Here is a 24462-nt window from a genome sequence, read left to right as displayed (position 1 = left end):
GTAAGACCCCTTAAAGACGATAAGGTAGATAGGTCAGGAGTGTAAGCATGGTGACATGTTAAGCGGACTGATACTAATAGGTCGAGGGCTTGACCGAAAAGGCAAGCGAGCTTGAAAGAAGAAAAACTACTGTCTGGTTTTGAGTGTCCTGAAGACACTTGAAAAGAAGAATCTGGTAATGATAGCATGATGGACACACCTGTACCCATTCCGAACACAGAAGTTAAGCATCATCGCGGCGAAGATAGTACATTGTGCGAAAATAGCTCGTTGCCAGTTCCTTCTTTTTTTTATGTTTTAAGAATTTTCCCTTAAGTGGTTTTTTATTTTCATATAATGAAAGCTTTTACATATTTAAAATAATTAGTCTAAACTATCCCTTGAGGTGAATATAATGGAATTAAGTATTTTGTTAATTCAACAAATATGTCAATTATTTATTATGATCTTTTTTGGCTTTTTGCTTGTAAGAGGTCGAGTTTTAACAGCGGAAAATAGTAAAGTATTATCTATTTTACTTTTATATGTTGCATGCCCTTGTGCCATTATCAATTCTTTTATGATTGATTTTACATCAGATAAGTTGATTGGTTTAGGAATATCTTTTTTAGGGGCTATTTTAGTACATATCATTTTTATTCCACTTGCTAATTTATTAGGAAAAATTTTTGGTTTTACACCTATTGAAAAAGCAACACTTATTTATTCGAATTCTGGTAATTTAATTATTCCTTTAGTAGGAGCCATCTTAGGGAATGAATGGGTCATTTATTCAAGCGGTTATATGGTTATACAAACTATTTTATTATGGACACATGCTAAAAGTCTAGTTTGTAATGAACCATCATTTGACGTAAAAAAGATTCTATTAAATATTAATATTATTGCTATCATTATTGGAATTTGTCTTTTTATGTTTCAATTACAATTACCATCTTTACTTGTTGATACTTTTTCTAAAGTAGGAAGTATGATGGGACCATTAGCAATGATTGTTATTGGAATGCTTATTGGAGAAATGGATTTAAGGAGTATTTTTGTAGAAAAGAGAACATATTTAATTTCTTTATTTAGATTAGTTGTCTTTCCATTAATTATGATTCTTATTTTTAAATTTACAGGTATGTCTCGTTTAACAGTTGATGCTGACAAAATTTTGTTGATTACAATTTTAGCTGCATCTGCACCACCGGCTGCAACGATTACACAATTTGCACAGCTTTATAATAAACATCCAGGATATGCAAGTATTATGAATGTGATGGGAGTTATATTTAGTATTATTACAATGCCACTCATGATTATGATTTACCAATTATTATAAAAAGGTAGAAATACCTTTTTATTTATATATTAATAAAAGGAGTTCAAATGAAAAAAATATTATGTGTTTTGTTATTATTTGTAATAGGTTGTACACCTAAAACAACAATGATTGAAATTCAAAAACATGTCTATGTAGAAAAAGAATTTAAAGACAGTTGGTTAGAAATGAATGAATTTGGAGATAGCTATATTAAGGAAGAACTACAAGGAGGATATGGTTATTCATATGATGATCAATATTTAGAAATCTTTTTTAATTCAGGTGGTAAAATTGAGCTTTATAATTATAGTATAAAAAAAGATAATTTGATCATTTCAGGCGAAATGATTCCTCCTGCAACTATTCGTTTAGTTCATCCGCATCTTGAGAATGTCACAAGTGAAGGAGTAATTATTCATGAATTAGGACATTATTTTGATGAAAAGTATCATTTTAGTTCTTCTAAACAATTTATAAAACTTTATAAAGAAAATAAAACATTATTCAAACAAAAGACAAAAAAAGAATATTTTGCAGAATGTTTTAAAGAATATGTTGGAAATCATCAAGAAAAGGTAAAACCTTTTCAATCTTATATGGAAACAATTACTAAAAAAATACGACAAAATAATAAATGACTCATGCAAAAAGCGTGACTTATGGGTAAAAAAACGATATAATGTGTCTAAAAAAGAAACTAATAAATAGGTTTTGATTAATGATATAAATGCTTTTTAAAATATGATAATATGTTATGGTGAGGTGAAAATGATGGATGATTTTATTAGACCGCCAAAAAAAGAAGTAAAACAAGAAACAAAACAAAGACCAATCAAAGAAGTTTTAATTGTTATTTTGATTATTGTTTGTCTTGCAATTGGGTATTTTGCAGGCTATGTTTCAAAAAAGAATGTTATTGTTAAAAATACAAATGATAGCAGTATTATTAATGAAGTTTATGATACTTTAGATAAGTATTGGGTAAATACGAATGATCAGGATGTAAATTTAAATACCTCTGCTATTGAAGGAATGGTTGCAGGATTAAATGATCCTCATTCAAGTTATCTAACAAGCAAAGAAGCTGTTGAATTTAATCAAACAGTTGCTGGAAATTATCAAGGCATTGGTGTAGGTTTTTCTATGGTAGAACAAGGGGCCATGATTACTAAAGTATATAGTGATTCACCAGCAAGTAAAGCAGGCTTAAAAGTTGGCGATATTATCACGAAAGCAGATGGAAATGAATTAGCACAAGCAAGTACTGATCAAGTAAGAGACTATGTGCGAGGTGAAGATGGAACAGAAGTTACATTAACGATTTTAAATAATCAAAAAACAAGTGATGTGACAGTTACAAGAGGCGCATTAGATACTTCTGCTTTTTATGAAATAAGAAAACAAGGAAATGTATCTTTTGGATATATTGAATTATCAACTTTTGGAACAGATACCGCTAAGCAAGTAGAAATAGCCTTAGAAATGTTTAAAAAGAAAAATATTCAAACATTAGTTATTGATTTAAGAGATAATGGTGGAGGCTATTTAACAGCTGCTACAGATATTTTAGATTTATTCTTTACTTCAGATGAAGTAATTTATCAAATGAAAGAAAAAAATAGTGCAGCAAAAAAATATTATGCAGAATCAGATAAAAAATATGAATTTGAAAATGGTTATATTCTTGTAAATGAAAATACAGCAAGTGCTTCTGAATTAACAGCAGGAGCTTTACAAAGTGAAAAAGGATATCAACTTATTGGTAAAACAACTTATGGAAAAGGAAGTGCACAAACTCAAAAAACGCTTTCTGATGGATCAGTTTTAAAGTATACGTATGCTAAATGGATGATTCCTAATGGAACATGTATTAATGGAAAGGGTCTAACACCTGATGAAGAAGTTGATAATGTTTCATTATCAGGAATTACAACAAAAGATGTAAAAGAAACCTTAAAAGTTGATTGTGTAAATACACGTATTAAATCTATGCAAAAGATGCTCAATATTTTAGGATATTCTGTTGATCGAGAAGATGGTTATTTTTCAGTTAATACACAAGCAGCATTACAACAATTTGAAACAGATAATCATTTAAATGTAGATGGAGAGTATAGTCAAAGTGATAAACAAATGCTGGTTGCAAGAATGATGATTTATATCAATAATCATGAAAATGATAAACAGTATGATCAGTTAATGAAAATCATAAAATAAGGTGGTGAAACTATGTCTCAGTTTAAACTCGTTTCTCCTTTTCAACCAATGGGAGATCAAGTTCAAGCTATTCAAGAACTTGTAGATGGTTTAAAAGCAGGTAAAAAGGAACAAGTCTTACTTGGGGGAACTGGAACAGGAAAAACATTTACTGTTGCTAATGTTATCAAAGAATATAATAAACCAGCGTTGGTTTTAGCACATAATAAAACATTAGCAGGACAATTATATTCAGAGTTAAAAGAGTTTTTTCCTGAAAATAGAGTAGAGTACTTTATTTCAAACTTCGATTTTTATCAACCAGAAGCTTATATTCCAGGTAGAGATCTCTATATTGATAAAAATGCAAAAACAAATTATGAAATTGAAATGTTACGTTCAGCAGCAATGAATTCACTTATTGAAAGAGAAGATGTCATTGTTGTTGCTTCTGTTGCTTCTATTTATGGACTTGGAAATCCTGAACAGTATAAAGAAATGATTTTCTCATTACGTGTTGATCAAGATATTGATCGTAGAGAATTATTGACATTTTTAGTCGATCGTCAATATCAAAGAAATGATATTGAACAAACTAAAGGAACTTTTAGGGTTCGTGGTGATGTTATTGAAATTGTTCCAGGACATAGTGAAAGTTATTTGATTCGTATTGAATTATTTGGGGATACAGTAGAACGTATTTGTGAAGTAGATCCCCTTACAGGACATATTTTAGGTTCTTATAATACGTATACTATTTATCCTGCTTATGGATATGTTACGAAAAAGGAACAAATGTTAAAAGCTTGTGATACGATTTCTAAGGAATTAGAAGAACGATTACAGTATTTTAAAGATGAAACAAAGCTATTAGAGTATGAACGTCTTGATCAAAGAACGAGACATGACGTGGAAATGTTAAGAGAAGTGGGAATGTGTCCAGGAATTGAAAATTATTCACGACATATCGATGGACGAAAAGCAGGTCAAAGACCTTATACATTGATTGATTATTTTCCTAAAGATTTTTTACTTGTCGTAGATGAAAGTCATGTTATGCTTCCACAAATTAGAGGAATGTATAATGGGGATCGTTCTCGTAAAGAAACATTAGTAGAATATGGTTTTAGACTTCCAAGTGCTTTGGATAATAGACCACTTGTTTTTGAAGAGTTTGAAGATTTGATTCATCAAGCTATCTTTGTTTCTGCAACGCCAGGTGATTATGAACTAGATAAGGTTCATCATCAAGTTGTTGAACAAATTATTAGACCAACAGGGCTATTAGATCCAATCATAGAAGTAAGACCTATTGATGGTCAAGTAGATGATATTATTGATGAAATTCATCAACGTATTGAAAAAAATGAACGTGTATTGATTACCACACTTACTAAAAGAATGGCAGAAGATCTCAGTGCTTATCTTGTAGAACTTGGGTTAAAAGTTGCTTATTTGCATAGTGATACTAAAACATTAGAAAGAACAGAAATTTTAAGAGATCTACGTCTTGGAAAATATGATGTTTTAGTGGGTATCAACTTGTTAAGAGAAGGGTTAGACTTACCAGAAGTTTCTCTTGTTTGTATTTTAGATGCTGATAAGGAAGGTTTTTTAAGATCGGAAAGATCATTGATTCAAACTATTGGACGTGCTGCTAGAAATAGTCATGGTAAAGTTATTATGTATGGTGATAAAATTACTGATTCTATGCAAAAGGCCATTGATGAAACAGCAAGACGTCGTGAAATACAAGAAAAATATAATAAGGAACATGGTATTATTCCTCAAACAATCAAAAAGGAAATTAGAGAAGCTATCCATGGACAAGAAAATGTGGATGAAGCCATTTCTCTTGTTAAAAAGGGTAAGAAAGCGAAGAAGAAAGATAAAGAAACACTTATTAAAGAACTTGAAAAACAAATGAAAGAAGCAGCTAAAGCACTTGATTTTGAAAGAGCAATGGAACTTAGAGATATGATGTTGGAGTTGCAAGGTGAAGTTTGAGTTTAATCATTTAGAAAAAAGTGTTTTAGATTCTTTATCTAAAAAGGGTCGAGTTTATCTTGTAGGTGGTATTGTTAGAGATATGGTGATGTATCAAAAGGTGGATTACCATGATGTAGATGTAGAAATCTATGATCTAGAAATAGATGAGATTATTGATATTTTATCTCAATATGGAAAAGTAAACGAGGTAGGTAAAAGTTTTGGTATTTTAAAATTGGATTGTTTACCAAATTTTGATTTTGCTTTACCTCGTATTGAAAGAAAGAAAGGACAAACACATCGAGAATTTGAGGTAGAAGTTCATAAAGATTTAGATATGAAAACAGCATGTTGTAGAAGAGATTTTACAATCAATGCAATGATGTATGATTATCAAAATGGAAAGCTGATAGATTATTATCAAGGACGAGAAGATATTAAAAATAAATGTTTAAAAATGGTTGATGAAAAAACATTTTATGAAGATCCTTTAAGAGTATTAAGATTAGCTCAATTTATGTCTCGTTTTGAATTTCAAGTGGATTTAAAAACAAAAGAGATTTGTCAAAAAATGGTCAATGAAGGAGTTTTACAATATTTATCTTTAGAACGAATTCAACAAGAATATAATAAGTTATTGATGTCTTCACATCCATCAACGGGTTTAAAATTCTTATTAGAACTCAATGCTCTTATTCGTCCTTTAGAAACATTAGTAACATGTCCTCAAAGATTAGATTTTCATCCTGAAGGAAATGTGATGAATCATACTTTATTAGTTGTTGACTTAGCTGCTTTATGTAAAGATAAAACAAGTTGGCCACTTGCTTTCATGTGGAGTGCTTTACTTCATGATATAGGAAAACCATTAGTAACAACTCCTGAAGGAAAAGCACCAGGGCATAATGAAAGTGGTGTAAAAGTTTTTAATCAATATTTTAGTCATTTTTTTACAAATAAAAAAATGAAAAAATATATTCGTACAATGATCTATTATCATATGCATTTGATGAATATGGTAAGAAATCAAAGTAAAGATTATAGTTACTATAAATTATTAAAAGGAATAGAAGGAATTTTTCCTTTAAACGATTTAGTATGTATGTCGAAATGTGATAAGTTAGGACGACTTGCAAATCGTCCAGAAACAATTTCAACATTAGATACTTATGTTGAAGAAAAGGTTTCAAGATGTGGAAATCATGCATTAAAACCTTTTGTGGATGGTAAACTCTTAATAGAATTAGGATTTAAACCTAATCAAGATTTCAAAGAATTACTTGATTGGGCCTATGATTTACAAATGAGAGGGCATGACAAAGAAAGTGTTATCCAATTATTGAAAGGAAGAAAAGATGGAAGATAAATTAATTATTCGAGGAGCAAGAGAAAATAATTTAAAAAACATTAATATCGATATTCCTAAAAATAAACTTGTTATTATGACAGGTCTTTCTGGTTCAGGGAAAACATCTTTAGCTTTTGATACAATTTATGCTGAAGGACAAAGAAGATATGTAGAATCACTAAGTGCTTATGCAAGACAGTTTTTAGGCAATATGGAAAAACCAGATGTTGATGCGATTGAAGGTTTATCACCTGCTATTGCAATTGATCAAAAAACAACTTCTAACAATCCACGTTCAACTGTAGGAACAGTTACAGAAATCTATGATTATTTAAGATTGTTATATGCACGTGTAGGAAAAGCTTATTGTCCTAAACATGATGTTGTTATTGAAAGTCAAACAATTAAACAAATGGCAGATACGATTGACCAATACGCTGATGGCGATCGTTTAATGGTTGTCGCAAGAGTTGTTAAAAGAAAGAAAGGAACTTTTAAAGATTATTTTGCGGACTTATTAAAAGATGGTTATTTACGTGTGGTTGTTGATGGACAAAATTACATGTTGGATGAAGAAATTGAACTTGATAAAAATAAAAAACATGATATTGATGTCGTTATTGATCGTATTATCAAAAAAGAAGGTTATCGTAGTCGTTTAGTAGATTCTTTAGAAGTCGGTTTGAAACTAACGGGTGGAGAAGTCATTGTTCAAAACTTAACAACAAAAACAGAAGAACTTTTTAGTGAACATCTTGCTTGTCCAATTTGTGGTTTTTCTGTTCCTAAATTAGAACCACGTTTATTTTCATTTAATAATCCATTAGGAGCTTGTCCGGATTGTCGTGGATTAGGGATTAAAAATGAAGTGGATGATGATTTATTGATTCCAGATTGGAGTAAATCAATTAATGAAGGTGGACTTCGTTATTTTAAAACAGCAGTAGGAACAAATCGTATTGAATGGCAAAGATTTTTAATTCTTTGTAAGAAATATAAAATAGATTTAGATAAACCATTAAAAGATTTTACAAAACAAGAATTGAGTTATATTCTTGATGGTTCGAGAGAACCTATTAGTTATGAAATCGTATCAGATAGTGGAAATGTCTCACGTACAACAAAATTTATTGAAGGTGTGAGAACATTAATTGCAAGAAGATATGAAGAAACAACTTCAAAATGGTCAAAAGAATGGTATGCATCCTTTATGTCAGAACATACTTGTCCTACATGTAAGGGAAGAAGACTTAATGATCAAGTTCTTTCTGTAAGAGTCGGTGGTTTAAATATTGCTGAATTTACAGAACAATCGATTGGGGATGCTTTACATTTTATTCAAAATATAAAATTAACAGACTATGAAATGAATATTGCTCGATTAGTTGTTAAAGAAATCAATGATCGTCTTACATTCTTAAATAATGTTGGTCTTGGTTACTTAACACTTGCTAGACGTGCAGGAGGATTATCTGGTGGAGAAGCTCAACGTATCCGTCTAGCAACTCAAATTGGAACACGTCTTACGGGAGTGTTATATGTTTTAGATGAACCATCTATTGGTTTACATCAAAGAGATAATGAAAAGCTTATTAAATCTTTACAAGATATTAGAGATTTAGGAAATAGCGTTCTCGTTGTTGAACATGATGAAGATACAATGAGAGCTTCAGATTTTATTGTTGATATTGGTCCAGGAGCTGGTGTTCATGGTGGACAAGTCATTTGTGCAGGAACACCAGAAGAAGTTATGAATTGTAAAGATTCTATTACAGGACAATATTTATCTGGAAATAGAAAGATTGAAGTTCCTAAAAAACGACGTAAAGGGAATGGCTTATTTATTGAAGTCAAAGGGGCTAAGGAACACAATTTAAAGAATATTAATGTTAAATTTCCTCTTGGTAAATTCAATGTCGTTACAGGAGTATCAGGAAGTGGTAAATCAACATTAGTGAATGATATTTTAGGAAAATCATTAATGAGATATGTTTATCAATCAAAAGAGAGACCAGGTTTACATAAAGAAATCTTAGGAATTGAAAATATTGATAAAGTCATTGAAGTTTCACAAGATCCAATTGGAAGAACACCACGTTCAAATCCAGTAACTTATACAGGTGTCTTCGATGATATTCGTGATTTATTTGCACAAACAAATGAAGCGAAAATGAGAGGTTATGATAAAGGAAGATTCTCATTTAACGTTAAAGGTGGTCGTTGTGAAGCGTGTCAAGGTGATGGACTAAAGAAAATTTCAATGCACTTTTTACCAGATGTCTACGTTCCTTGCGAACAATGTGAAGGTAAACGATATAATGAAGAAACTTTACAAGTGACTTATAAAGATAAAAATATTTATGATATTTTAGAAATGACAGTAGAAGAAGCGTTAGATTTCTTTGATAATTTACCAAAAATTAGAAATAAGATCCAAACACTTTATGATGTTGGTCTTGGTTATATTAAACTTGGTCAAAGTGCAACAACTCTTTCTGGTGGAGAAGCTCAAAGAGTTAAACTTGCAAGTGAATTACAAAAGAAGTCAACAGGGAAAACTGTTTATATTCTTGATGAACCAACAACTGGATTACACAGTCATGATGTTTCAAGACTTATCGATGTTTTACAACGTATTGTTGATCAAGGAGATACAATTATTGTTATTGAACATAATTTAGATGTTATTAAAGTAGCAGATCATATCATTGATTTAGGACCTGAAGGTGGAGCTGGAGGAGGAACAATTGTTGTTACAGGTACTCCAGAAAAAGTAGCAAAGTGTGAAAAAAGTTATACAGGTCAGTTCTTGAAATCAATGCTTTAAGGAGAAAAAAGATGAAATCAATTACAGTAGAAAAATTATTAGGGAATAATAAAAATTATCAACAAGTTACAGGAAATGAAGAATCTTTAAAAAGAGTTATTTTAACTGGTGAAATCAATCGACCAGGTTTTGAATTAGCAGGATTCTTTAAACATAGTGACTTTAGAAGAATTATTGTCTTTGGTGATAAAGAAATGGCTTTTATTGCTGAGATGACAGAAGAAAGACAAAAAGAAATCTTTCCGTGTTTAATTAATGAAGAAGTACCTTGTATTGTAATTTGTAAAGGACATGCTTGTCCTGAAGTATTAAAAAATATTGCTGATGAAAGAAACTTTCCAATTTTTCAAACAGAAATGATTACAGGTGTTGTATCAAGTGAACTTATGAATACCTTAGAAGAAAAACTTGCAAGAGAAACATTAATGCATGGTGTTTTTCTAAATATTCATGGTAAAGGTGTCATTATTAAAGGGGATAGTGGAATCGGTAAATCAGAAATTGCTTTAGAACTTGTTAAAAGAGGCCATTTATTAGTTGCTGATGATGCTGTAGAACTTTATCGTATAGGACAAAAAATCGTTGGTAAAGCACCTGCTGTTCTTGCTAATTTATTAGAAATTAGAGGAATTGGGGTTATTGATGTTTCTAAGATGTTTGGTATTTCTGCTATTTTAGATAGAAATGATGTTGATTTGGTGATTCAGCTAGAACGTTGGGTACCATCACGTGAATATACACGTGTAGGGGTTGAAGAAAATGATATTTCAGAAGATGTTTTGGGAATTAAAATTCCTAAAATAGTTGTTCCTGTATCAAGTGGTCGTAGTATGTCGGTTATTATTGAAGCGGCAGTTATGAATATGCGTTTACGTGACGTAGGTATTGATTCAAGTAAAGAATTTGTTGAACGTATTCTTAAAAATATTGATCATAATAAACAAGAACAATGAGATTTTTCCCAAGTTTTAATACCTTTATAGAAATTGGACCACTTTCTATACAATGGTATGCAGTTTGTATATTGACAGGTGCAGCAATTGCTTATTTTTTAGGGCAATATCATTTTAAAAAATTAGGTTATTCAAAAGAAATACTTTCTGATTATGTTTTTGGTTTATTATTTGTAGGAATCATTGGTGCTAGAATTTGGTATGTGATTTTTATGTGGAATGAATTGTATGCCAATAATCCGATGGAAACCATTATGATCAATCATGGAGGACTTGCTATTCAAGGAGGAGTTATCACAGGACTTATTTATAGTTATTTCTTCTTTAAAAAAAGAAATATTTCATTTCTTGTTGCGGGGGATGCCATCATGCCAGGTGTCCTTATTGCCCAGGCATGTGGGAGATGGGGAAATTTCTTTAATCAAGAAGCTTATGGAAGTGCAGTTGATTTAAGTTTCTTAAAAGCACTTCATTTACCACAGTTTATCATTGATAAAATGTATATTCATGGTCAATATTATCAACCTACATTTTTATATGAATCCTTAGGATGTGTGATTGGTTTTTTAATTATTTTCTTTATTATTAGAAAGTACCAACAAAAACAAGGAATTCAGTTTTTTACTTATTTTATTTGGTATGGAGTTATTCGTTTTTTCATAGAAGCATTTAGAACAGATAGTTTATATGTTTTTGGATTAAAAACAGCACAACTTGTTTCTATTGTATTTGTTATTGTTGGTTTAATAGGATTTATTTATTGTCATTTTAAAGGACAAGATGTATTGGAGGAAAGATAGTGCATAAGACTATCTTTTTTTTGTAAAATAGATATAATAATTTACATTAAGGAGAAAAGTATGAAAAAAGCAATTATTTTTGATTTAGATGGAACACTCTTAAATACAGATTTATTAATAAAAAAATCATTTATACACACATTTAAAAAATATAAACCAGGTTATACTTTAAGTGAAGAAGAACTGCTTTCATTTCTAGGGCCTTCTTTAAAAAATACCTTTAGTCGATATGTAGAAGAAGATCAAGTGGATGAATTAATTCAATATTATCGAGAATATAATCATGCACATCATGAAGATTATGTCACAATTTATCCATATGTTGAAGAAATGTTAAAATATTTAAAAGCACAAGACTTTCCTCTAGCTGTAGTTACAACAAAATATAAAAAAGCAGCTATATTAGGATTGGATTTATTTAATATAACACCATATTTTGATGTCATCATTGGAGAAAATGATGTGAAACATTCAAAACCTGATCCTGAAGGAATATTATGTGCATTAAAAAAATTAAATTGTCAAGAAGGTTATTACGTAGGTGATAATGTAACTGATATTCAAGCGGGTAAAAATGTGGGAATTAAAACAGTAGGAGTGAAATGGTCACCTAAAGGATATGCTCTTATAGAAAAAGAACATCCAGATTTGTTAATTAATGATTATCAAGAATTTATAAATTATATAAAGGAGAAAGAAAAATGTTAGATTTAATAATTATTGGTGCTGGACCTGCGGGGTTAAGTGCTTGTTTATATGCGAGTCGTGCGGGATTAGATGTTTTAATATTTGATAGTGCAGCTCCAGGTGGTAAATTAAATGTTACTGCTCAAATTGAAAACTATCCTGGACTTAAACCAACACCAGGCCCTGAAATTGCTTTTACAATGTATGAAAGTGCCTTGAGTTTTGGAGCAAAAATGGAATATGGTGAAGTTTTAGATATTAAAGATTACGGAGATTACAAAGAAGTTATCACTGCTAAACAAACATATCAAACAAAATATGTTTTAATTGCGACAGGTACAAAAGAAAGACAAATGAATCTTGAAAAAGAAAATGAACTTGTTGGACGTGGAATTTCTTATTGTGCTGTCTGTGATGGTCCTTTCTTTAAAAATCAAGAAGTTGCTGTCATCGGTGGTGGAAATTCAGCGCTTGAAGAAGCAATGTATCTTGCAACATTATGTAAAAAAGTACATTTAATTGTAAGACGAGATGTTTTTAGAGCTGATAAAATTATTCAAGACCGTTTATTAAAAAGTGAAAATATTGAAGTTCATTTTAAAAGGAAACCAGCTGAGATTTTAGAAGAAGATAACAAAGTAAAAGGTCTTGTTTTAGAAAATAGTGAGACAGGTGAAAAAGAAGAATTAATGATCAATGGTATTTTCCCATTTATTGGTTTAGATCCTATGACACAATGTGCAAAATCATTAGGAATTGTTAATGCAGAGGGGTATATTGACGCTAATGAAAATATGGAAACAGCAGTTAAAGGAGTTTTTGTTGCAGGAGATGTAAGAAGTAAGCAATTAAGACAAGTTGTTACGGCTACAAATGATGGTGCTATTGCTGGACAATACATTGCTTCATTAAAATAAAAGCTCAGATGTTCACATCTGGCTTTTATTTAGAGATGAATTTTGATAGAATAGATACGAAAATAGAAAGGGGAGGTATTATGGATAAAATTGAGATTGTCATTGTTACAGGTATGTCAGGTGCTGGAAAAACAACTGCAATGGCTGCTTTTGAAAATATGGCTTATTGTTGTATTGATAATTATCCTATTGCCTTGTTAGGGGCTTTTTCAGAATTTTTAAAAGATAATACGAATTATCAAAGAATAGCCATGGCAGTAAGTTTAGCTGATGCACCAAAAGCTATTCGTTTTTTAAACAATGTAGATTGGTTAAATGTATCAGTTGTTTTCTTAGATTGTGATGATAATATTATTTTAAAAAGATATAAAGAAACAAGAAGAACACATCCTATCTTGATTTCTAATAAAGCTTCTACATTAGTTGAAGCTATTGAATATGAAAGAAAATTAGCAAGACCTATTTCTAAAGAAGCAAATATGGTTATTGATACAACTCATTTAAAAGGAAATAAATTCCAACAACTATTAGAAAATCAATTTAATCATCAATCTATAGATCCATTTAGAATAAGTTTTGTATCCTTTGGATATAAACATGGAATTCCTAAAGATGCAGATTTACTTTTTGATGTGCGTTTTTTACCAAATCCTTTCTATATAGAGGAACTTAGAAATCTTACAGGAAACGATAAAGAAGTTTATGATTATGTAATAGATAAACCTGAAACACAAGTCTTTATTCAAAAAATGACAAACTTACTAGATTATTTATTAGAAGAATATGATAAAGAAGGAAAGACACATGTTGTTATTGGTATTGGATGTACTGGTGGACAACATCGTTCAGTGAGCTTAACAAATTATTTTGCAGATCACTATAGTCAAAAGTATCATGTTCATCGTCTACATAGGGATGCTGTTCATTAATGAAAGTATCATTTGCTAGACAAGTTAAAGAGGAAGTTGTTTTTAATGATTTTGATATTTGTTGTCAAAAAGCTATTTTATCAGCAATTATTAAAGTCAATGGAACACTTTCTTTATCAAATCAAGGTTTATTACTTACAATAAGAACAGAAAATGCAAAAATAGCATCTAAAGTTCATAAAATGTTAAAAGAAGTGTATCATCCTCATATAGAGTTTCTTGTTTCTAGAAAAATGAAATTACAAAAAAATAATGTCTATATTCTTAAAGTCTCAAAAGCAAGAGAAATCTTAGATGATTTAGGTTTAATGAATGGATTAGGTTTCCATACACTTCCTGATAAAAAAATAATTCAAAAAGAATGTTGTAAAAGAGCATTTTTAGCGGGTATCTTTTTATCTGGAGGATCTGTGAATAACCCAGAAACCTCTAATTATCATTTAGAGTTATCTGTTGATGAAGAAGAATATGCTTTATTTATTCAAGAATTAATGAATTATTTTCATTTAAATGCCAAAATGACAAAAAGAAGAAACAAATATGTTATATATTTAAAATCGGCAGAGAAGATAGGAGACTTTTTAAGAGCCATTGGTGCGAGCCAATCGGTGATGAATTTTGAAAGTACTCGTATTGATCGTAGTATGTCAAATACTGTAAATAGATGGAATAACTGTGATATTGCTAATGAGGTCAAATCAATGGCTTCTTCTAATAAACAATTAGAAGATATCAGTATTATTGAGATGTTTATGGGACTTGATATGCTTGATGAAAAAACAAGAACTGTTGCTTTGATTCGTAAAAAATATCCAGATTATACATTAAATGAATTGTGTAATGCTTATCAAGATGAAACAGGTTTGACGATTAGTAAATCGGGATTGCATCATCGTTTTAAAAAATTAAGTGAACAAGCAGCACAATTAATGCAAATGCAAAATGAATAAAGATATTCACATTTTATTTGGTTTACGAATTAAAGAATTAAGAGTGAGAGCACATATCTCTCAAGAAGAACTTTCATTTCGTTCAGGATTATCTAAAAATTATATTTCTGATGTTGAAAGAGGGACAAGAAATATTTCCTTAAAAGCTATTTCAAAATTAGCAGATGGTTTGAAAGTAGAAGTGAAGGAATTATTTAATTTTTCTAAATAGGAGTAAAAAAATGCCAATTTATCAAATTATTTTAGTTATTGCAGTTGTTATTTTAGTTTTAAGTTTATTATTAAATTTATTATTCAGTCCTATTACATGGATCATTATTGCTATTCTTGTGATTTATTCTTTTATTAGAAGATACTTATATGAAAAACAATTGAAAGAATATAATGAAAGAATTGAAAAAGAAATCGCAGAGAAAAAAGCTGCTTATCAATCAGGTCAAGCTTACCGTAATGGGAGTGACGATGTTATTGATGTAAATTATGTAGAAAAAGATGAAAATGAATAAAAACTATTGACATCTAATTCATAGAGGTATACTATGGTACCAACAATACAAAAAGACATTGAAAAGGAAAGTAATTTATTGAAAATGCCTAGAGAGTTCTTGGTTGGTGGAAAAGAAACATGGAAGATAAACGAAAATGGCCTTGGAGTTGCATACCGACCCAAGATATTGGTTAGGCTATGACGGATTCACCCGTTAAAGTGATAGAGTATGATGGTACTCGATGAGGAAATAATCGTGAGGTTATTTTAAATTAAGGTGGTAACGCGAGGTAACTCGTCCTTTGTATAAAGGACGAGTTTTTTGTTTGTTGTATTGTAATAAAAGAAAAAGGGGAAAAGAAAAATGAAAAAGGGATTAAAATTATTATTATCAGCAGCATTTGCATTATCAATTGCAGGATGTGCTAATGGATCATCAAACGATGATAAAACAATTAAAATAGGAGCAACAGCTATACCGCATGCAGAGATCTTAAATGATGTCGTTAAAGATGAGTTAGAAAAAGAAGGTTATACATTAGAAGTGACTGAATTTACAGATTATGTAACACCTAATACTTCATTAGAAGATGGAGATTTAGATGCTAACTATTTCCAAACATTAGCGTATTTAAAAGAACAAAATAAAGAAAGAAAATTACATTTAAAAGCCGTGGCCGGTATTCATTATGAAGCAATGGCTCTCTATTCAGAAAACTTAAAATCATTAGATGATTTAAAAGATGGAGCTACAATTGCTGTACCAAACGATGGTTCAAATGAATCAAGAGCACTTGCTTTACTTGCTAAAAATAACTTAATTGAATTAAACGATGATACACTTTATACAACATCAAGTATTACATCAAATCCACATAATTATAAAATCGAAGAATTAGAAGCAGCCAACTTATCAAACAACTTACCAGATGTAGATGTTGCTGTTATCAATGGAAACTATGCATTAGAACATAATTTAGGAGATAGCGCAAACGTTTTATTAACAGAAAGTTTTACAGATGAAGAAGCACAACCTTATATCAATTACTTAGTAGTTAAAGAAGGAAATGAAAATACTGCTAAAACAAAAGCTTTAAAGAAAGCATTACAATCTAAAAAAGTGAAAAACTATATTAAAAAATATAAAGGATCAGTGAAAGATGTCTTTACAGATCCAACAAAATAAGGAGATTTAAAATGAGTGTTATTTATTTAGCGGGAGGATGCTTCTGGGGCGTTCAAAAGTATTTTGACCAATTTGAAGGAATTATTAAAACAATAGTAGGTTATGCCAATGGACGTACAGAAAATCCAAAATATGAAGATGTTAAAGCGGGGAAAACAGGACATGTTGAAACGGTAAAAATTGAATATGATGAAAGTCTTCGAAGTTTAAATCAAATATTGGATGATTATTATAAAATAATTGATCCTACTTCTTTAAATAAACAAGGAGAAGATGAAGGAATTTCTTATCGTACAGGTATTTATTATACAAATGAAAGTGACTTAGAAATTATTCAAAATAAAACAAATGAAATTCAAAAAAATTATCAAGAAAAAGTGGTTGTTGAGATACAACCACTCGATAATTTCTATGAAGCAGAGGAGTATCATCAAAAATATTTAGAAAAGAATCCCCAAGGATATTGCCATATAGGAAAATGTTTCTTTGGTTGAGAGGAAGAGGTTTATGATTGAAATTCAAAATTTATATAAAAGTTATGGCTCTTTAGAAGTGCTCAAAGATATTTCTTTTAAGATAGAAAAAGGAGATATTTTTGGAATCATTGGACAAAGTGGAGCAGGTAAGTCAACATTGCTACGTTGTTTCAATGGTCTAGAGAATTTTCAAAAAGGAGAAGTGATTGTTGATGGACAAGCAATTTCATCTTTAAATAAAAAACAAATGAGTGATATTCAAAAAGAAATGGGTATGATCTTTCAAAACTTTAATCTTTTAAATAGATTAAATGTTTATGATAATATTGCTTTACCATTAAAGTTTTGGAAACAAGATCCTCATAGTTTAGAAAATAAACAGAGAATTGAAAAACTTTTGAAATTGGTGGGATTAGAGGAAAAAAGTCAAGCTTATCCTCGTCAATTAAGTGGAGGACAAAAACAAAGAGTAGCGATTGCTCGAGCACTTGTTTTAAATCCCAAAATTCTTTTATGTGATGAAGCTACATCAGCATTAGATCCACAAATTACAAGAGATATCTTAAATCTATTATTAAAAATCAACAAAGAGATGAATATTACGATTGTAGTTGTCACACATCAAATGGAAGTTATTAAACAAATCTGTAATAAAGTCGCTTTTCTTAAAGATGGACGTGTTTTATCAGTGGGTAAACCGGAAGAACTTTTTGTGGCACCAAATCAAGAAATTCAAAAATTTGTGGGCGATGATATTGAAATTCTGCCACAAACTGGTAAAAATATTAAATTATTCTTTACAAATAATAATTCCAAATCACATACGATTACACAACTTGCTAGAACACTTGATATCAACTTTGATATTTGCCAAGGAAAACTTGAAAACTTTAGAGGCTCCATGATGGGAAGCCTTATTATCAATATTGATGAAAAAGATCTACAAGCAGTAGAAAATTATTTAGATCAAGAAAAAATTACCTGGGAGGAAATTGTATGAGCGATGTTATTTTAAAAGCAACGTATGAAACGTTATATATGGTCATTGGATCAACTTTCTTTGCTGTTATTTTAGGTTTTATTCCTGCTATTATTTTAACACTCACAGCACCTGATGGATTAAAACCTAATAAAGTTATTTATACAATTTTAGATATTCTTGTTAATATTTTTAGAAGTTTCCCATTTGTAATTTTAATGGTCATCGTAATACCTCTTACACGACTTATTGCCGGTAAAGCGATTGGAACGACAGCAGCTCTTGTGCCACTTACAATTTCAGCTATTCCTTTTGTTGCTAGAGTTATCGAAAGTGCATTAAGAAGTGTTGATGTTGGGTTAATTGAAGCAGCTAAATCATTTGGAGCCAGTGATTTTCAAATCATTTATCGTATTTATTTAAAAGAAGCAATTCCTGCTATTTTATCAGGAATAACACTTACTATGATTAGTATTATTGGCTATAGTGCAATGGGTGGTGCCTTAGGGGCAGGAGGACTTGGAGATATTGCTATTCGTTATGGATATCAAGCCTACAAGATTCCTTATCTTGTTGTTACAAGTATCATTCTTATTATCTTTGTACAAATTATCCAAACAATCGGCAATCATTTATATAAAAAATTATCTTAAAAGACCAAAGAGGTCTTTTTTTATGATATGATGAAAAAAAGGAGGGGGAGTATGAAGTGTAAATATTGTGGGGTAGAAATTGGTAATAGTTTAGAATGTCATTTATGTGGGCATAAACAAATTGGGAAAACAACGTGTCCAGTATGTTCAAAACTTATTTATCCTTATCAAGAATATTGTTCTAATTGTGGAAGTCCTACAATTTATCGTAAGTCTGAGCCAATAAAAAAAGTAACCCCTGATACAAGTGTACATAGTGAAGCAAGTCATAATTATCATACAGTTTCTGAAAGTTATGATTATAAAAAGAATGCCTATGATTATAAAAAGCCTTTTAAAGATTTGAATAAGTATGTACCCATTCAAAAAAATAAAAAAACGTTTAATCATCCAAATGTAAGAAAAAATAAACGAATTGTTAAAATAATTATAGGAATTATTGTTGCTTTTAATTTAATTATTCCGATTGCAGGAGCAATTATTGGATTCATAGGAGATAGTTTAGAAACAGATGAAACGACATCTTTTGATGATAGTGGAAATAGTTCATTAACAGATTTTAACATTCAACAAGATACATCACGCAGTGATTATAATTATAATTTCCAAAAAAATAGTGGTGGAGTTTATATTTATCAAAATCATCTATATCTAGCAACAGGAGATCAACTTCTTAAATATGATTCAACACTTGAAAATAAAGAAGTTTTAGAAGAAGGAAGTTGTGATCATCTTTATGTAGATGATCGAGGTTATTTCTATTTACAATATGGAGATTTGATTTTTGCAGATCATCAAAATAATAAAAAGACTTTATTAAATGATGCCTATGATTGTTATGTTCTTGATCAATCTATTTTCTATATTCAAAATGATAATTTATATTGTTTAACGATAGATGATCAAATGAATAAAGTAGATAATAAAAAGATCAAAGAGAATGTAAATCATTTTAGTATTGATGATCAAAGCCAACGTATTTTATATGAAAATTTAAATTATAAAAATCAATTAATTGATTTTAATGGAAATGTTTTGAAAAAAGATGTTGATAGTTATGATGATTGTTATTTTTCTAATGGTTTATTATATTATCGTACTTATCAAGGAATCTATTATGTTGATTTAGATACACAAGAGGAAAAAGGACTTAAAGAAGTTGATAATATTTATCGTTTTGCACTCGCAAGAGATGAAGCAAATCAACAAGATATTGCTTATGTAGAAAGCTTTGATGATCAATTGGATTCATATGTAGGAGATGAGCAATATGCTATTTACGATGATGCAAGAGATTATTTTGTTGCTGGTCAATATGTTGTTTTTTATGCCTATGATGATGATTATAGTCAACATTATTTTATTGGAAATAGTGAAGGAATGTATACATCAATTGGAGAATGACAATTTAGTCATTCTTTTTATTTTATGACTGTGGTAGAATAAGGTCACTAGGAGTGATAAGAATGTATTGTAGTCAATGTGGAACATATGTCGAAGATGATATGCTGTTTTGTCCTCAATGTGGAAAACAGCTTCAACCAATAAAAAAAGTATGTATTCGTTGTCATCTCCCTTTAAGCGAAGATGAAGAAATTTGTCCTGCCTGTGGAACAAGACAAACACAAGAGGAGGTTGTTGAAGAAGAGGATCCTTATAAAGGATATTGGAAAAAGCCAATTCTTTGGATACTTTCAGCTGTTTTATGTTTATCAGCTGTTTTTCTAGGAAGTTATATGACAAGTCATCCTTTACAATCAACGTCAAGTCAAGAAAAAAATTATGTCTTAAAAGGCAAAGTGAGTACGTATAATGTTTCTGCTAATAATCAAGCAGGTGGACAATATCTAAAAGATAATCAACATCTTTATTATGTTATCAATAATCAACTTTTAGTAAGTGATTTAGATGAATTAGAAACAAGTGAAGTATTGATAGAGGATTGTGTGGGCTATTTAAGTATTGAAAATCATGTTCTTTATTATTGTGATTCTCAATATAATTATCAAGCTTATGATTTAAAGACAAAAACAACGACCCAAATATTAGAAAATGTGTATTATCCAATTATAAAAAATCATGTTATTTATTATCAATTAGATCAAGATCATGAAAGTTTATATCGTTATTCATTGGATGATCAAACAAATCAAAAATTAAATGATGAAACATCTTATGATATTACAATAGATGGAAAATATATTTATTATTTAGCTAAAAATGATGAACAATATGCTTTAAAAAGAATGACAATTACAGGTGAAAATATTGAAACACTCTATGAAAAACAATGTACATTCGCTCTTGATAACAAAGATTTATATCTTACTGATAATTCACAAATTATAAAAATCAATAAAGGAACATTAAAACAAGAAACAATCAAAAAAGTAGAAAATAGAGCCATTGCTTTAGTCAATAATAAAATTGTCTATGCGACAGGAACCCAACTTAAAATGATGAGTTTAAATGGGAAAGATGATCAGATTTTATTTAAGAATATCGTTGTATCAGATTTACAAGTTTTAGGATCTGATTTATTTACCAAAGGATATGTTCAAGAAAGTGGAATCAAATATATTGTTTTCAATATTAAAGGGCAATATAAAGCTTTAAATGAAAATACAGCACAAGAATTTGAAAATTTACAAGATGCATAGGAGAATAATATGAAAGTATATGAAATATTAGAGGCAACAAAAGGTATTTTAGTTTCTGGAAATAAAGAAGATGAGATTTGTTTCTTTAGTCAAGATAGTAGACAAATGAAACATGGAGGAATGTATATTCCTTTAAAAGGTGAAAGATTTGATGGACATGATTTTATTGAAAGTGCTTTTCAAACAGGAGCAACAGCAATTATTACCGCTAAAGATGTAAGTTATCCAGATAAAATTGTGATTAAAGTAGAAGATACTTATCAAGCTTTAAAAGATATGGCCATTTATTTAAGAAGTCATCGCCCTGTAAAGGTTGTGGGAGTTACAGGAAGTGTTGGAAAAACAAGTACACGTGATATGGTCTATAGTGTTGTTAAACAAAAATATAAAACTTTAAAAACAGAAGGTAATTATAATAATGAAATAGGTCTACCATTAACAATTTTAAGATATCAAGATGAAGAAGTCATGGTCTTAGAAATGGGGATGAATCATTTAAATGAAATGTCAAGATTATCTATGATTGCTCATCCTGATGTCTCATGTATTACCAATGTTGGAACAGCACATATTGGTGAACTAGGAAGTCGTGAAAATATTTTAAAAGCAAAGTTAGAAATTACAGATGGTATGAAAGATCAATCTACTTTAATTATTAATAATGATAATGATATGTTACAGACTGTTGATTTACCTCGTTTAAATGTTGTAAGAGTTGGAAAAAATGAAGGGGCTTCTATTCAAGCAAGTGATATTGAATTATTTGAAGATCACAGTACATTTATTGTTCATTATCATGATCAAAGTGAAAAAATTTGGGTTCCTGTTCAAGGAGAGCATAATGTTTTTAATGCGTTAATTGCAATTGCAGTAGGATTAGAGTTAGATATTTCTCTAGAAGATATTAAAAAAGGAATTCAAGAATTTAAATTAACGAAGAATCGTATGGATATTCTTGAAAAAAATCATAAAACAATTATTGATGGAACATATAATGCAAGTGTTGATTCAATGAAATCAAGTATTGATGTTCTAACAAATTATAAAAAACGTAAAGTTGCTATTTTAGCGGATATGTTAGAACTTGGAGATTATAGTCAACAACTTCATGAAGAAGTGGGAAACTATGTTGCTACTAAAGAAATAGATGTTTTGATTTGTATTGGAAAAGAAGCAAAGTATATGTATCAAAAAGCAAAAGAAAAAATGAAGAATGTTTATTATTTTACTTCTAATCAAGAAGTTATTGAACAATTAGATCAATTTTTAAAGAATGATGATGTGGTTTTAGTTAAAGGAAGTCACTCTATGAATTTAAAAGAAATTGTAGAAAAGATATAAGTTATGAAAAAAAAGAAAAAATTAAGATTAAAAAGACCCTTTCAGTTAATTCTTGCTGCATTATTGTTTTTATTGGCTTTTTCATTCTTTCAACTTATAAAAAATCAATTTAAACAAGAGAATCCATTGGTTTCAACTCAGGTATTGAATTATGAAGATTTAATGCTAAAATATGCTAGAGAAAATGATATAGAAGAATATATAGAATTATTACAAGCGATGATGATGCAAGAATCAGGGGGGCAGGGAAATGATCCTATGCAATCTTCAGAATGTGAATTTAATACACAGTTTGAAAAGAAGCCCAATGCCATCAATAATCCTGAATATTCCATTCAAGTAGGTATTCAATACTTTGCAAAGTGTTTAAAACATGCAAATGTGACTTCAATAAAAGATGAAAAAGGCATCTTTTTAGCCTTACAATCTTATAATTATGGTATTGGATATATTAAATATGTTGAACAAACTGACAAGCAATACACTTATCAAAATGCTATAGCGTTTTCGCAAAAATGTAAAAAAGAATATAATGTATCCGTCTATGGAGATAGTAAGTATGTATATCATGTTTTACGTTATTATACAGATACTTCTCTTGTTGATGATTGGTTAGAATTATATCGATAAGGAGATTATTATGAAACAAAAATTAATGGTTGTTTGTGGCGGACAATCGAGTGAACATATTGTTTCTCGTATGTCTTGTACTTCAGTAATGAATAATTTAAATAAAGAAAATTATGATGTGACTTTAGTAGGAATTGATCAAGATGGTTCTTGGTATATTTTAGATCAAAATCAAGAAGATCTTGCTAAAGATACATGGCTAGACAATGCAAAAGCTCTTCAAGATGTTTTTGGTTTATTAAAACAACAAGATGTTGTTTTACCAATTTTACATGGAGCTTTTGGTGAAGATGGAACAATCCAAGGTTTATTTGAACTTGCTGGAGTTCCTTATGTGGGATGTCGTGTTTTAGCTTCAGCAGTATCTATGGATAAAATCTATACAAAGAAGATTTTAGAAACAGCAGGGATTCCTCAAGTAAAATCCTTATATGTTAAAAAAAGATATGATGGAAAACTTGTTGTTGTCAATAAACAATTTGATGAAATTGAAGATATTGAAAAAACAGTGGAAGAAGAATTAGGATTCCCATGTTTTATTAAAGCAAGTCGTTCTGGATCAAGTGTAGGATGTTATCGTTGTGATCATAAAGAAGATTTAATGACTAAACTTATTGAAGCTTCAAAATATGATCGTCATATTGTCGTTGAAGAATGTGTTGATTGTATCGAACTTGAAACGGCTGTTTTAGGAAATGATGATCCAATCGTTTCACGTGTTGGACAAATCATGCCTCATGGTGAATTCTATACTTTTGAATCTAAATATGAAGATGAAGAAAGTAAAACATGTATTCCTGCTTTAGTTGATCAAGAAATTCAAGATAAGATTCGTGAATATGCTTTAAGAGTATTTAAAGCAGTTGATGGACATGGTCTATCAAGAGTTGATTTCTTCTTAGATAAGAAATCAAATCAAATCTATTTAAATGAAATCAATACTTTACCTGGATTTACAAAGATTTCAATGTATCCACAATTAATGAATGATTTTGGTATTTCTTATAGTGAATTATTAGATAGAGTCATTAAACTTGCTTTTGATAAATAATAAAAAAATATTAATTTAATAATATATTTTAAATTATTGAAATTATCTTAAAGACATTGACTTTGTAAAAAAAAAAGTCTAACATTACAAGTAACCA

23 protein-coding genes, 2 rRNA genes and 1 other annotated feature are annotated in these 24462 nt (G+C 29.7%); all 25 genes read left to right on the top strand.

Annotated features, from left to right (window positions below; all coding sequences use genetic code 11):
* Positions 1 to 97, top strand: a 23S ribosomal RNA gene (locus tag C7U54_RS10975); the annotation flags it as partial.
* Between the two features lie 74 nt (positions 98 to 171).
* Positions 172 to 279: ribosomal RNA gene (gene rrf, locus C7U54_RS10970) — 5S ribosomal RNA — on the top strand.
* A 115-nt stretch (positions 280 to 394) separates the two neighbouring features.
* Positions 395 to 1324 (top strand): AEC family transporter, encoded by a 930-nt coding sequence (locus C7U54_RS10965; protein WP_022001441.1) that lies wholly within the window; start codon positions 395 to 397, stop codon positions 1322 to 1324.
* A gap of 47 nt (positions 1325 to 1371) precedes the next feature.
* A complete protein-coding gene (locus tag C7U54_RS10960) occupies positions 1372 to 1944 on the top strand; it encodes a hypothetical protein (protein ID WP_107030318.1) in 573 nt (190 codons plus the stop codon).
* A 133-nt stretch (positions 1945 to 2077) separates the two neighbouring features.
* Positions 2078 to 3523 carry a S41 family peptidase gene (locus C7U54_RS10955; RefSeq protein ID WP_107030317.1) on the top strand — a complete coding sequence of 482 codons (1446 nt, stop codon included), beginning with the start codon at positions 2078 to 2080 and terminating at the stop codon, positions 3521 to 3523.
* Positions 3524 to 3535: 12 nt separating this feature from the next.
* Entirely contained in the window at positions 3536 to 5509 is a 1974-nt protein-coding gene (gene uvrB, locus C7U54_RS10950) for an excinuclease ABC subunit UvrB (protein WP_107030316.1), read from the top strand.
* The gene (locus C7U54_RS10945; RefSeq protein WP_227352239.1) at positions 5499 to 6857 is read left to right on the top strand and encodes a CCA tRNA nucleotidyltransferase; all 1359 of its coding nucleotides are present in this window, start codon (positions 5499 to 5501) and stop codon (positions 6855 to 6857) included. Before uvrB ends, C7U54_RS10945 begins: the two co-directional genes overlap by 11 nt.
* The gene (gene uvrA / locus C7U54_RS10940) at positions 6847 to 9666 is read left to right on the top strand and encodes an excinuclease ABC subunit UvrA (RefSeq protein WP_107030315.1); all 2820 of its coding nucleotides are present in this window, start codon (positions 6847 to 6849) and stop codon (positions 9664 to 9666) included. The genes C7U54_RS10945 and uvrA overlap by 11 nt, the downstream gene beginning before the upstream one ends.
* 11 nt (positions 9667 to 9677) lie before the next feature.
* Positions 9678 to 10619, top strand: a complete 942-nt coding sequence (gene hprK, locus C7U54_RS10935) for an HPr(Ser) kinase/phosphatase (RefSeq protein ID WP_022001435.1) — start codon at positions 9678 to 9680, stop codon at positions 10617 to 10619.
* Complete coding sequence (lgt, locus tag C7U54_RS10930; protein ID WP_107030314.1) at positions 10616 to 11419, top strand: prolipoprotein diacylglyceryl transferase; 804 nt, start codon at positions 10616 to 10618, stop codon at positions 11417 to 11419. The genes hprK and lgt overlap by 4 nt, the downstream gene beginning before the upstream one ends.
* A gap of 60 nt (positions 11420 to 11479) precedes the next feature.
* Positions 11480 to 12127, top strand: a complete 648-nt coding sequence (gene ppaX / locus C7U54_RS10925) for a pyrophosphatase PpaX (RefSeq protein WP_107030313.1) — start codon at positions 11480 to 11482, stop codon at positions 12125 to 12127.
* Positions 12121 to 13023 carry a thioredoxin-disulfide reductase gene (trxB, locus tag C7U54_RS10920; RefSeq protein WP_022001432.1) on the top strand — a complete coding sequence of 301 codons (903 nt, stop codon included), beginning with the start codon at positions 12121 to 12123 and terminating at the stop codon, positions 13021 to 13023. Before ppaX ends, trxB begins: the two co-directional genes overlap by 7 nt.
* Positions 13024 to 13103: 80 nt before the next feature.
* On the top strand, positions 13104 to 13952 hold the full coding sequence (rapZ, locus tag C7U54_RS10915) for an RNase adapter RapZ (RefSeq protein ID WP_107030312.1): 849 nt from the start codon (positions 13104 to 13106) through the stop codon (positions 13950 to 13952).
* Positions 13952 to 14902, top strand: coding sequence for a DNA-binding protein WhiA (whiA, locus tag C7U54_RS10910; protein WP_022001630.1), 951 nt, complete (start codon positions 13952 to 13954; stop codon positions 14900 to 14902). Before rapZ ends, whiA begins: the two co-directional genes overlap by 1 nt.
* On the top strand, positions 14895 to 15113 hold the full coding sequence (locus tag C7U54_RS10905) for a helix-turn-helix domain-containing protein (RefSeq protein WP_022001629.1): 219 nt from the start codon (positions 14895 to 14897) through the stop codon (positions 15111 to 15113). Before whiA ends, C7U54_RS10905 begins: the two co-directional genes overlap by 8 nt.
* A gap of 10 nt (positions 15114 to 15123) precedes the next feature.
* Positions 15124 to 15408 carry a hypothetical protein gene (locus C7U54_RS10900; protein WP_022001628.1) on the top strand — a complete coding sequence of 95 codons (285 nt, stop codon included), beginning with the start codon at positions 15124 to 15126 and terminating at the stop codon, positions 15406 to 15408.
* A gap of 49 nt (positions 15409 to 15457) precedes the next feature.
* Positions 15458 to 15695 (top strand) — a binding site (T-box leader).
* 58 nt (positions 15696 to 15753) lie between these two features.
* Entirely contained in the window at positions 15754 to 16575 is an 822-nt protein-coding gene (locus tag C7U54_RS10895; protein WP_107030311.1) for a MetQ/NlpA family ABC transporter substrate-binding protein, read from the top strand.
* Positions 16576 to 16586: 11 nt separating this feature from the next.
* Entirely contained in the window at positions 16587 to 17069 is a 483-nt protein-coding gene (gene msrA, locus C7U54_RS10890; protein WP_107030310.1) for a peptide-methionine (S)-S-oxide reductase MsrA, read from the top strand.
* Between the two features lie 13 nt (positions 17070 to 17082).
* A complete protein-coding gene (locus C7U54_RS10885) occupies positions 17083 to 18051 on the top strand; it encodes a methionine ABC transporter ATP-binding protein (RefSeq protein ID WP_022001625.1) in 969 nt (322 codons plus the stop codon).
* Positions 18048 to 18683, top strand: coding sequence for a methionine ABC transporter permease (locus C7U54_RS10880; protein ID WP_022001624.1), 636 nt, complete (start codon positions 18048 to 18050; stop codon positions 18681 to 18683). Before C7U54_RS10885 ends, C7U54_RS10880 begins: the two co-directional genes overlap by 4 nt.
* Before the next feature lie 51 nt (positions 18684 to 18734).
* Positions 18735 to 20087, top strand: a complete 1353-nt coding sequence (locus C7U54_RS10875; RefSeq protein ID WP_107030309.1) for a zinc ribbon domain-containing protein — start codon at positions 18735 to 18737, stop codon at positions 20085 to 20087.
* Positions 20088 to 20149: 62 nt separating this feature from the next.
* Positions 20150 to 21343 carry a DUF5050 domain-containing protein gene (locus tag C7U54_RS10870; RefSeq protein WP_107030308.1) on the top strand — a complete coding sequence of 398 codons (1194 nt, stop codon included), beginning with the start codon at positions 20150 to 20152 and terminating at the stop codon, positions 21341 to 21343.
* 9 nt (positions 21344 to 21352) lie between these two features.
* Complete coding sequence (locus tag C7U54_RS10865; protein WP_107030307.1) at positions 21353 to 22684, top strand: UDP-N-acetylmuramoyl-tripeptide--D-alanyl-D-alanine ligase; 1332 nt, start codon at positions 21353 to 21355, stop codon at positions 22682 to 22684.
* 3 nt (positions 22685 to 22687) lie between these two features.
* Entirely contained in the window at positions 22688 to 23314 is a 627-nt protein-coding gene (locus C7U54_RS10860; RefSeq protein ID WP_107030306.1) for a lysozyme family protein, read from the top strand.
* Between the two features lie 10 nt (positions 23315 to 23324).
* Entirely contained in the window at positions 23325 to 24365 is a 1041-nt protein-coding gene (locus C7U54_RS10855; RefSeq protein WP_107030305.1) for a D-alanine--D-alanine ligase family protein, read from the top strand.
* Positions 24366 to 24462: the final 97 nt, after the last annotated feature.

Source organism: Faecalibacillus intestinalis, from assembly GCF_003024685.1.
Lineage (GTDB): Bacteria > Bacillota_I > Bacilli_A > Erysipelotrichales > Coprobacillaceae > Faecalibacillus > Faecalibacillus intestinalis.
Note: the sequence above shows the minus strand (reverse complement) of the source record. Positions and strands in the feature narration are given on the sequence as shown.

Excerpts from the sequence above, each read along its gene's own strand:
- C7U54_RS10965 (WP_022001441.1), top strand. The coding sequence starts at position 395 with ATGGAATTAAGTATTTTGTTAATTCAACAAATATGTCAATTATTTATT.
- C7U54_RS10960 (WP_107030318.1), top strand. The coding sequence starts at position 1,372 with ATGAAAAAAATATTATGTGTTTTGTTATTATTTGTAATAGGTTGTACA.
- C7U54_RS10955 (WP_107030317.1), top strand. The coding sequence starts at position 2,078 with ATGGATGATTTTATTAGACCGCCAAAAAAAGAAGTAAAACAAGAAACA.
- uvrB (WP_107030316.1), top strand. The coding sequence starts at position 3,536 with ATGTCTCAGTTTAAACTCGTTTCTCCTTTTCAACCAATGGGAGATCAA.
- uvrA (WP_107030315.1), top strand. The coding sequence starts at position 6,847 with ATGGAAGATAAATTAATTATTCGAGGAGCAAGAGAAAATAATTTAAAA.
- hprK (WP_022001435.1), top strand. The coding sequence starts at position 9,678 with ATGAAATCAATTACAGTAGAAAAATTATTAGGGAATAATAAAAATTAT.
- lgt (WP_107030314.1), top strand. The coding sequence starts at position 10,616 with ATGAGATTTTTCCCAAGTTTTAATACCTTTATAGAAATTGGACCACTT.
- ppaX (WP_107030313.1), top strand. The coding sequence starts at position 11,480 with ATGAAAAAAGCAATTATTTTTGATTTAGATGGAACACTCTTAAATACA.
- trxB (WP_022001432.1), top strand. The coding sequence starts at position 12,121 with ATGTTAGATTTAATAATTATTGGTGCTGGACCTGCGGGGTTAAGTGCT.
- rapZ (WP_107030312.1), top strand. The coding sequence starts at position 13,104 with ATGGATAAAATTGAGATTGTCATTGTTACAGGTATGTCAGGTGCTGGA.
- whiA (WP_022001630.1), top strand. The coding sequence starts at position 13,952 with ATGAAAGTATCATTTGCTAGACAAGTTAAAGAGGAAGTTGTTTTTAAT.
- C7U54_RS10905 (WP_022001629.1), top strand. The coding sequence starts at position 14,895 with ATGAATAAAGATATTCACATTTTATTTGGTTTACGAATTAAAGAATTA.
- C7U54_RS10900 (WP_022001628.1), top strand. The coding sequence starts at position 15,124 with ATGCCAATTTATCAAATTATTTTAGTTATTGCAGTTGTTATTTTAGTT.
- C7U54_RS10895 (WP_107030311.1), top strand. The coding sequence starts at position 15,754 with ATGAAAAAGGGATTAAAATTATTATTATCAGCAGCATTTGCATTATCA.
- msrA (WP_107030310.1), top strand. The coding sequence starts at position 16,587 with ATGAGTGTTATTTATTTAGCGGGAGGATGCTTCTGGGGCGTTCAAAAG.
- C7U54_RS10885 (WP_022001625.1), top strand. The coding sequence starts at position 17,083 with ATGATTGAAATTCAAAATTTATATAAAAGTTATGGCTCTTTAGAAGTG.
- C7U54_RS10880 (WP_022001624.1), top strand. The coding sequence starts at position 18,048 with ATGAGCGATGTTATTTTAAAAGCAACGTATGAAACGTTATATATGGTC.
- C7U54_RS10875 (WP_107030309.1), top strand. The coding sequence starts at position 18,735 with ATGAAGTGTAAATATTGTGGGGTAGAAATTGGTAATAGTTTAGAATGT.
- C7U54_RS10870 (WP_107030308.1), top strand. The coding sequence starts at position 20,150 with ATGTATTGTAGTCAATGTGGAACATATGTCGAAGATGATATGCTGTTT.
- C7U54_RS10865 (WP_107030307.1), top strand. The coding sequence starts at position 21,353 with ATGAAAGTATATGAAATATTAGAGGCAACAAAAGGTATTTTAGTTTCT.
- C7U54_RS10860 (WP_107030306.1), top strand. The coding sequence starts at position 22,688 with ATGAAAAAAAAGAAAAAATTAAGATTAAAAAGACCCTTTCAGTTAATT.
- C7U54_RS10855 (WP_107030305.1), top strand. The coding sequence starts at position 23,325 with ATGAAACAAAAATTAATGGTTGTTTGTGGCGGACAATCGAGTGAACAT.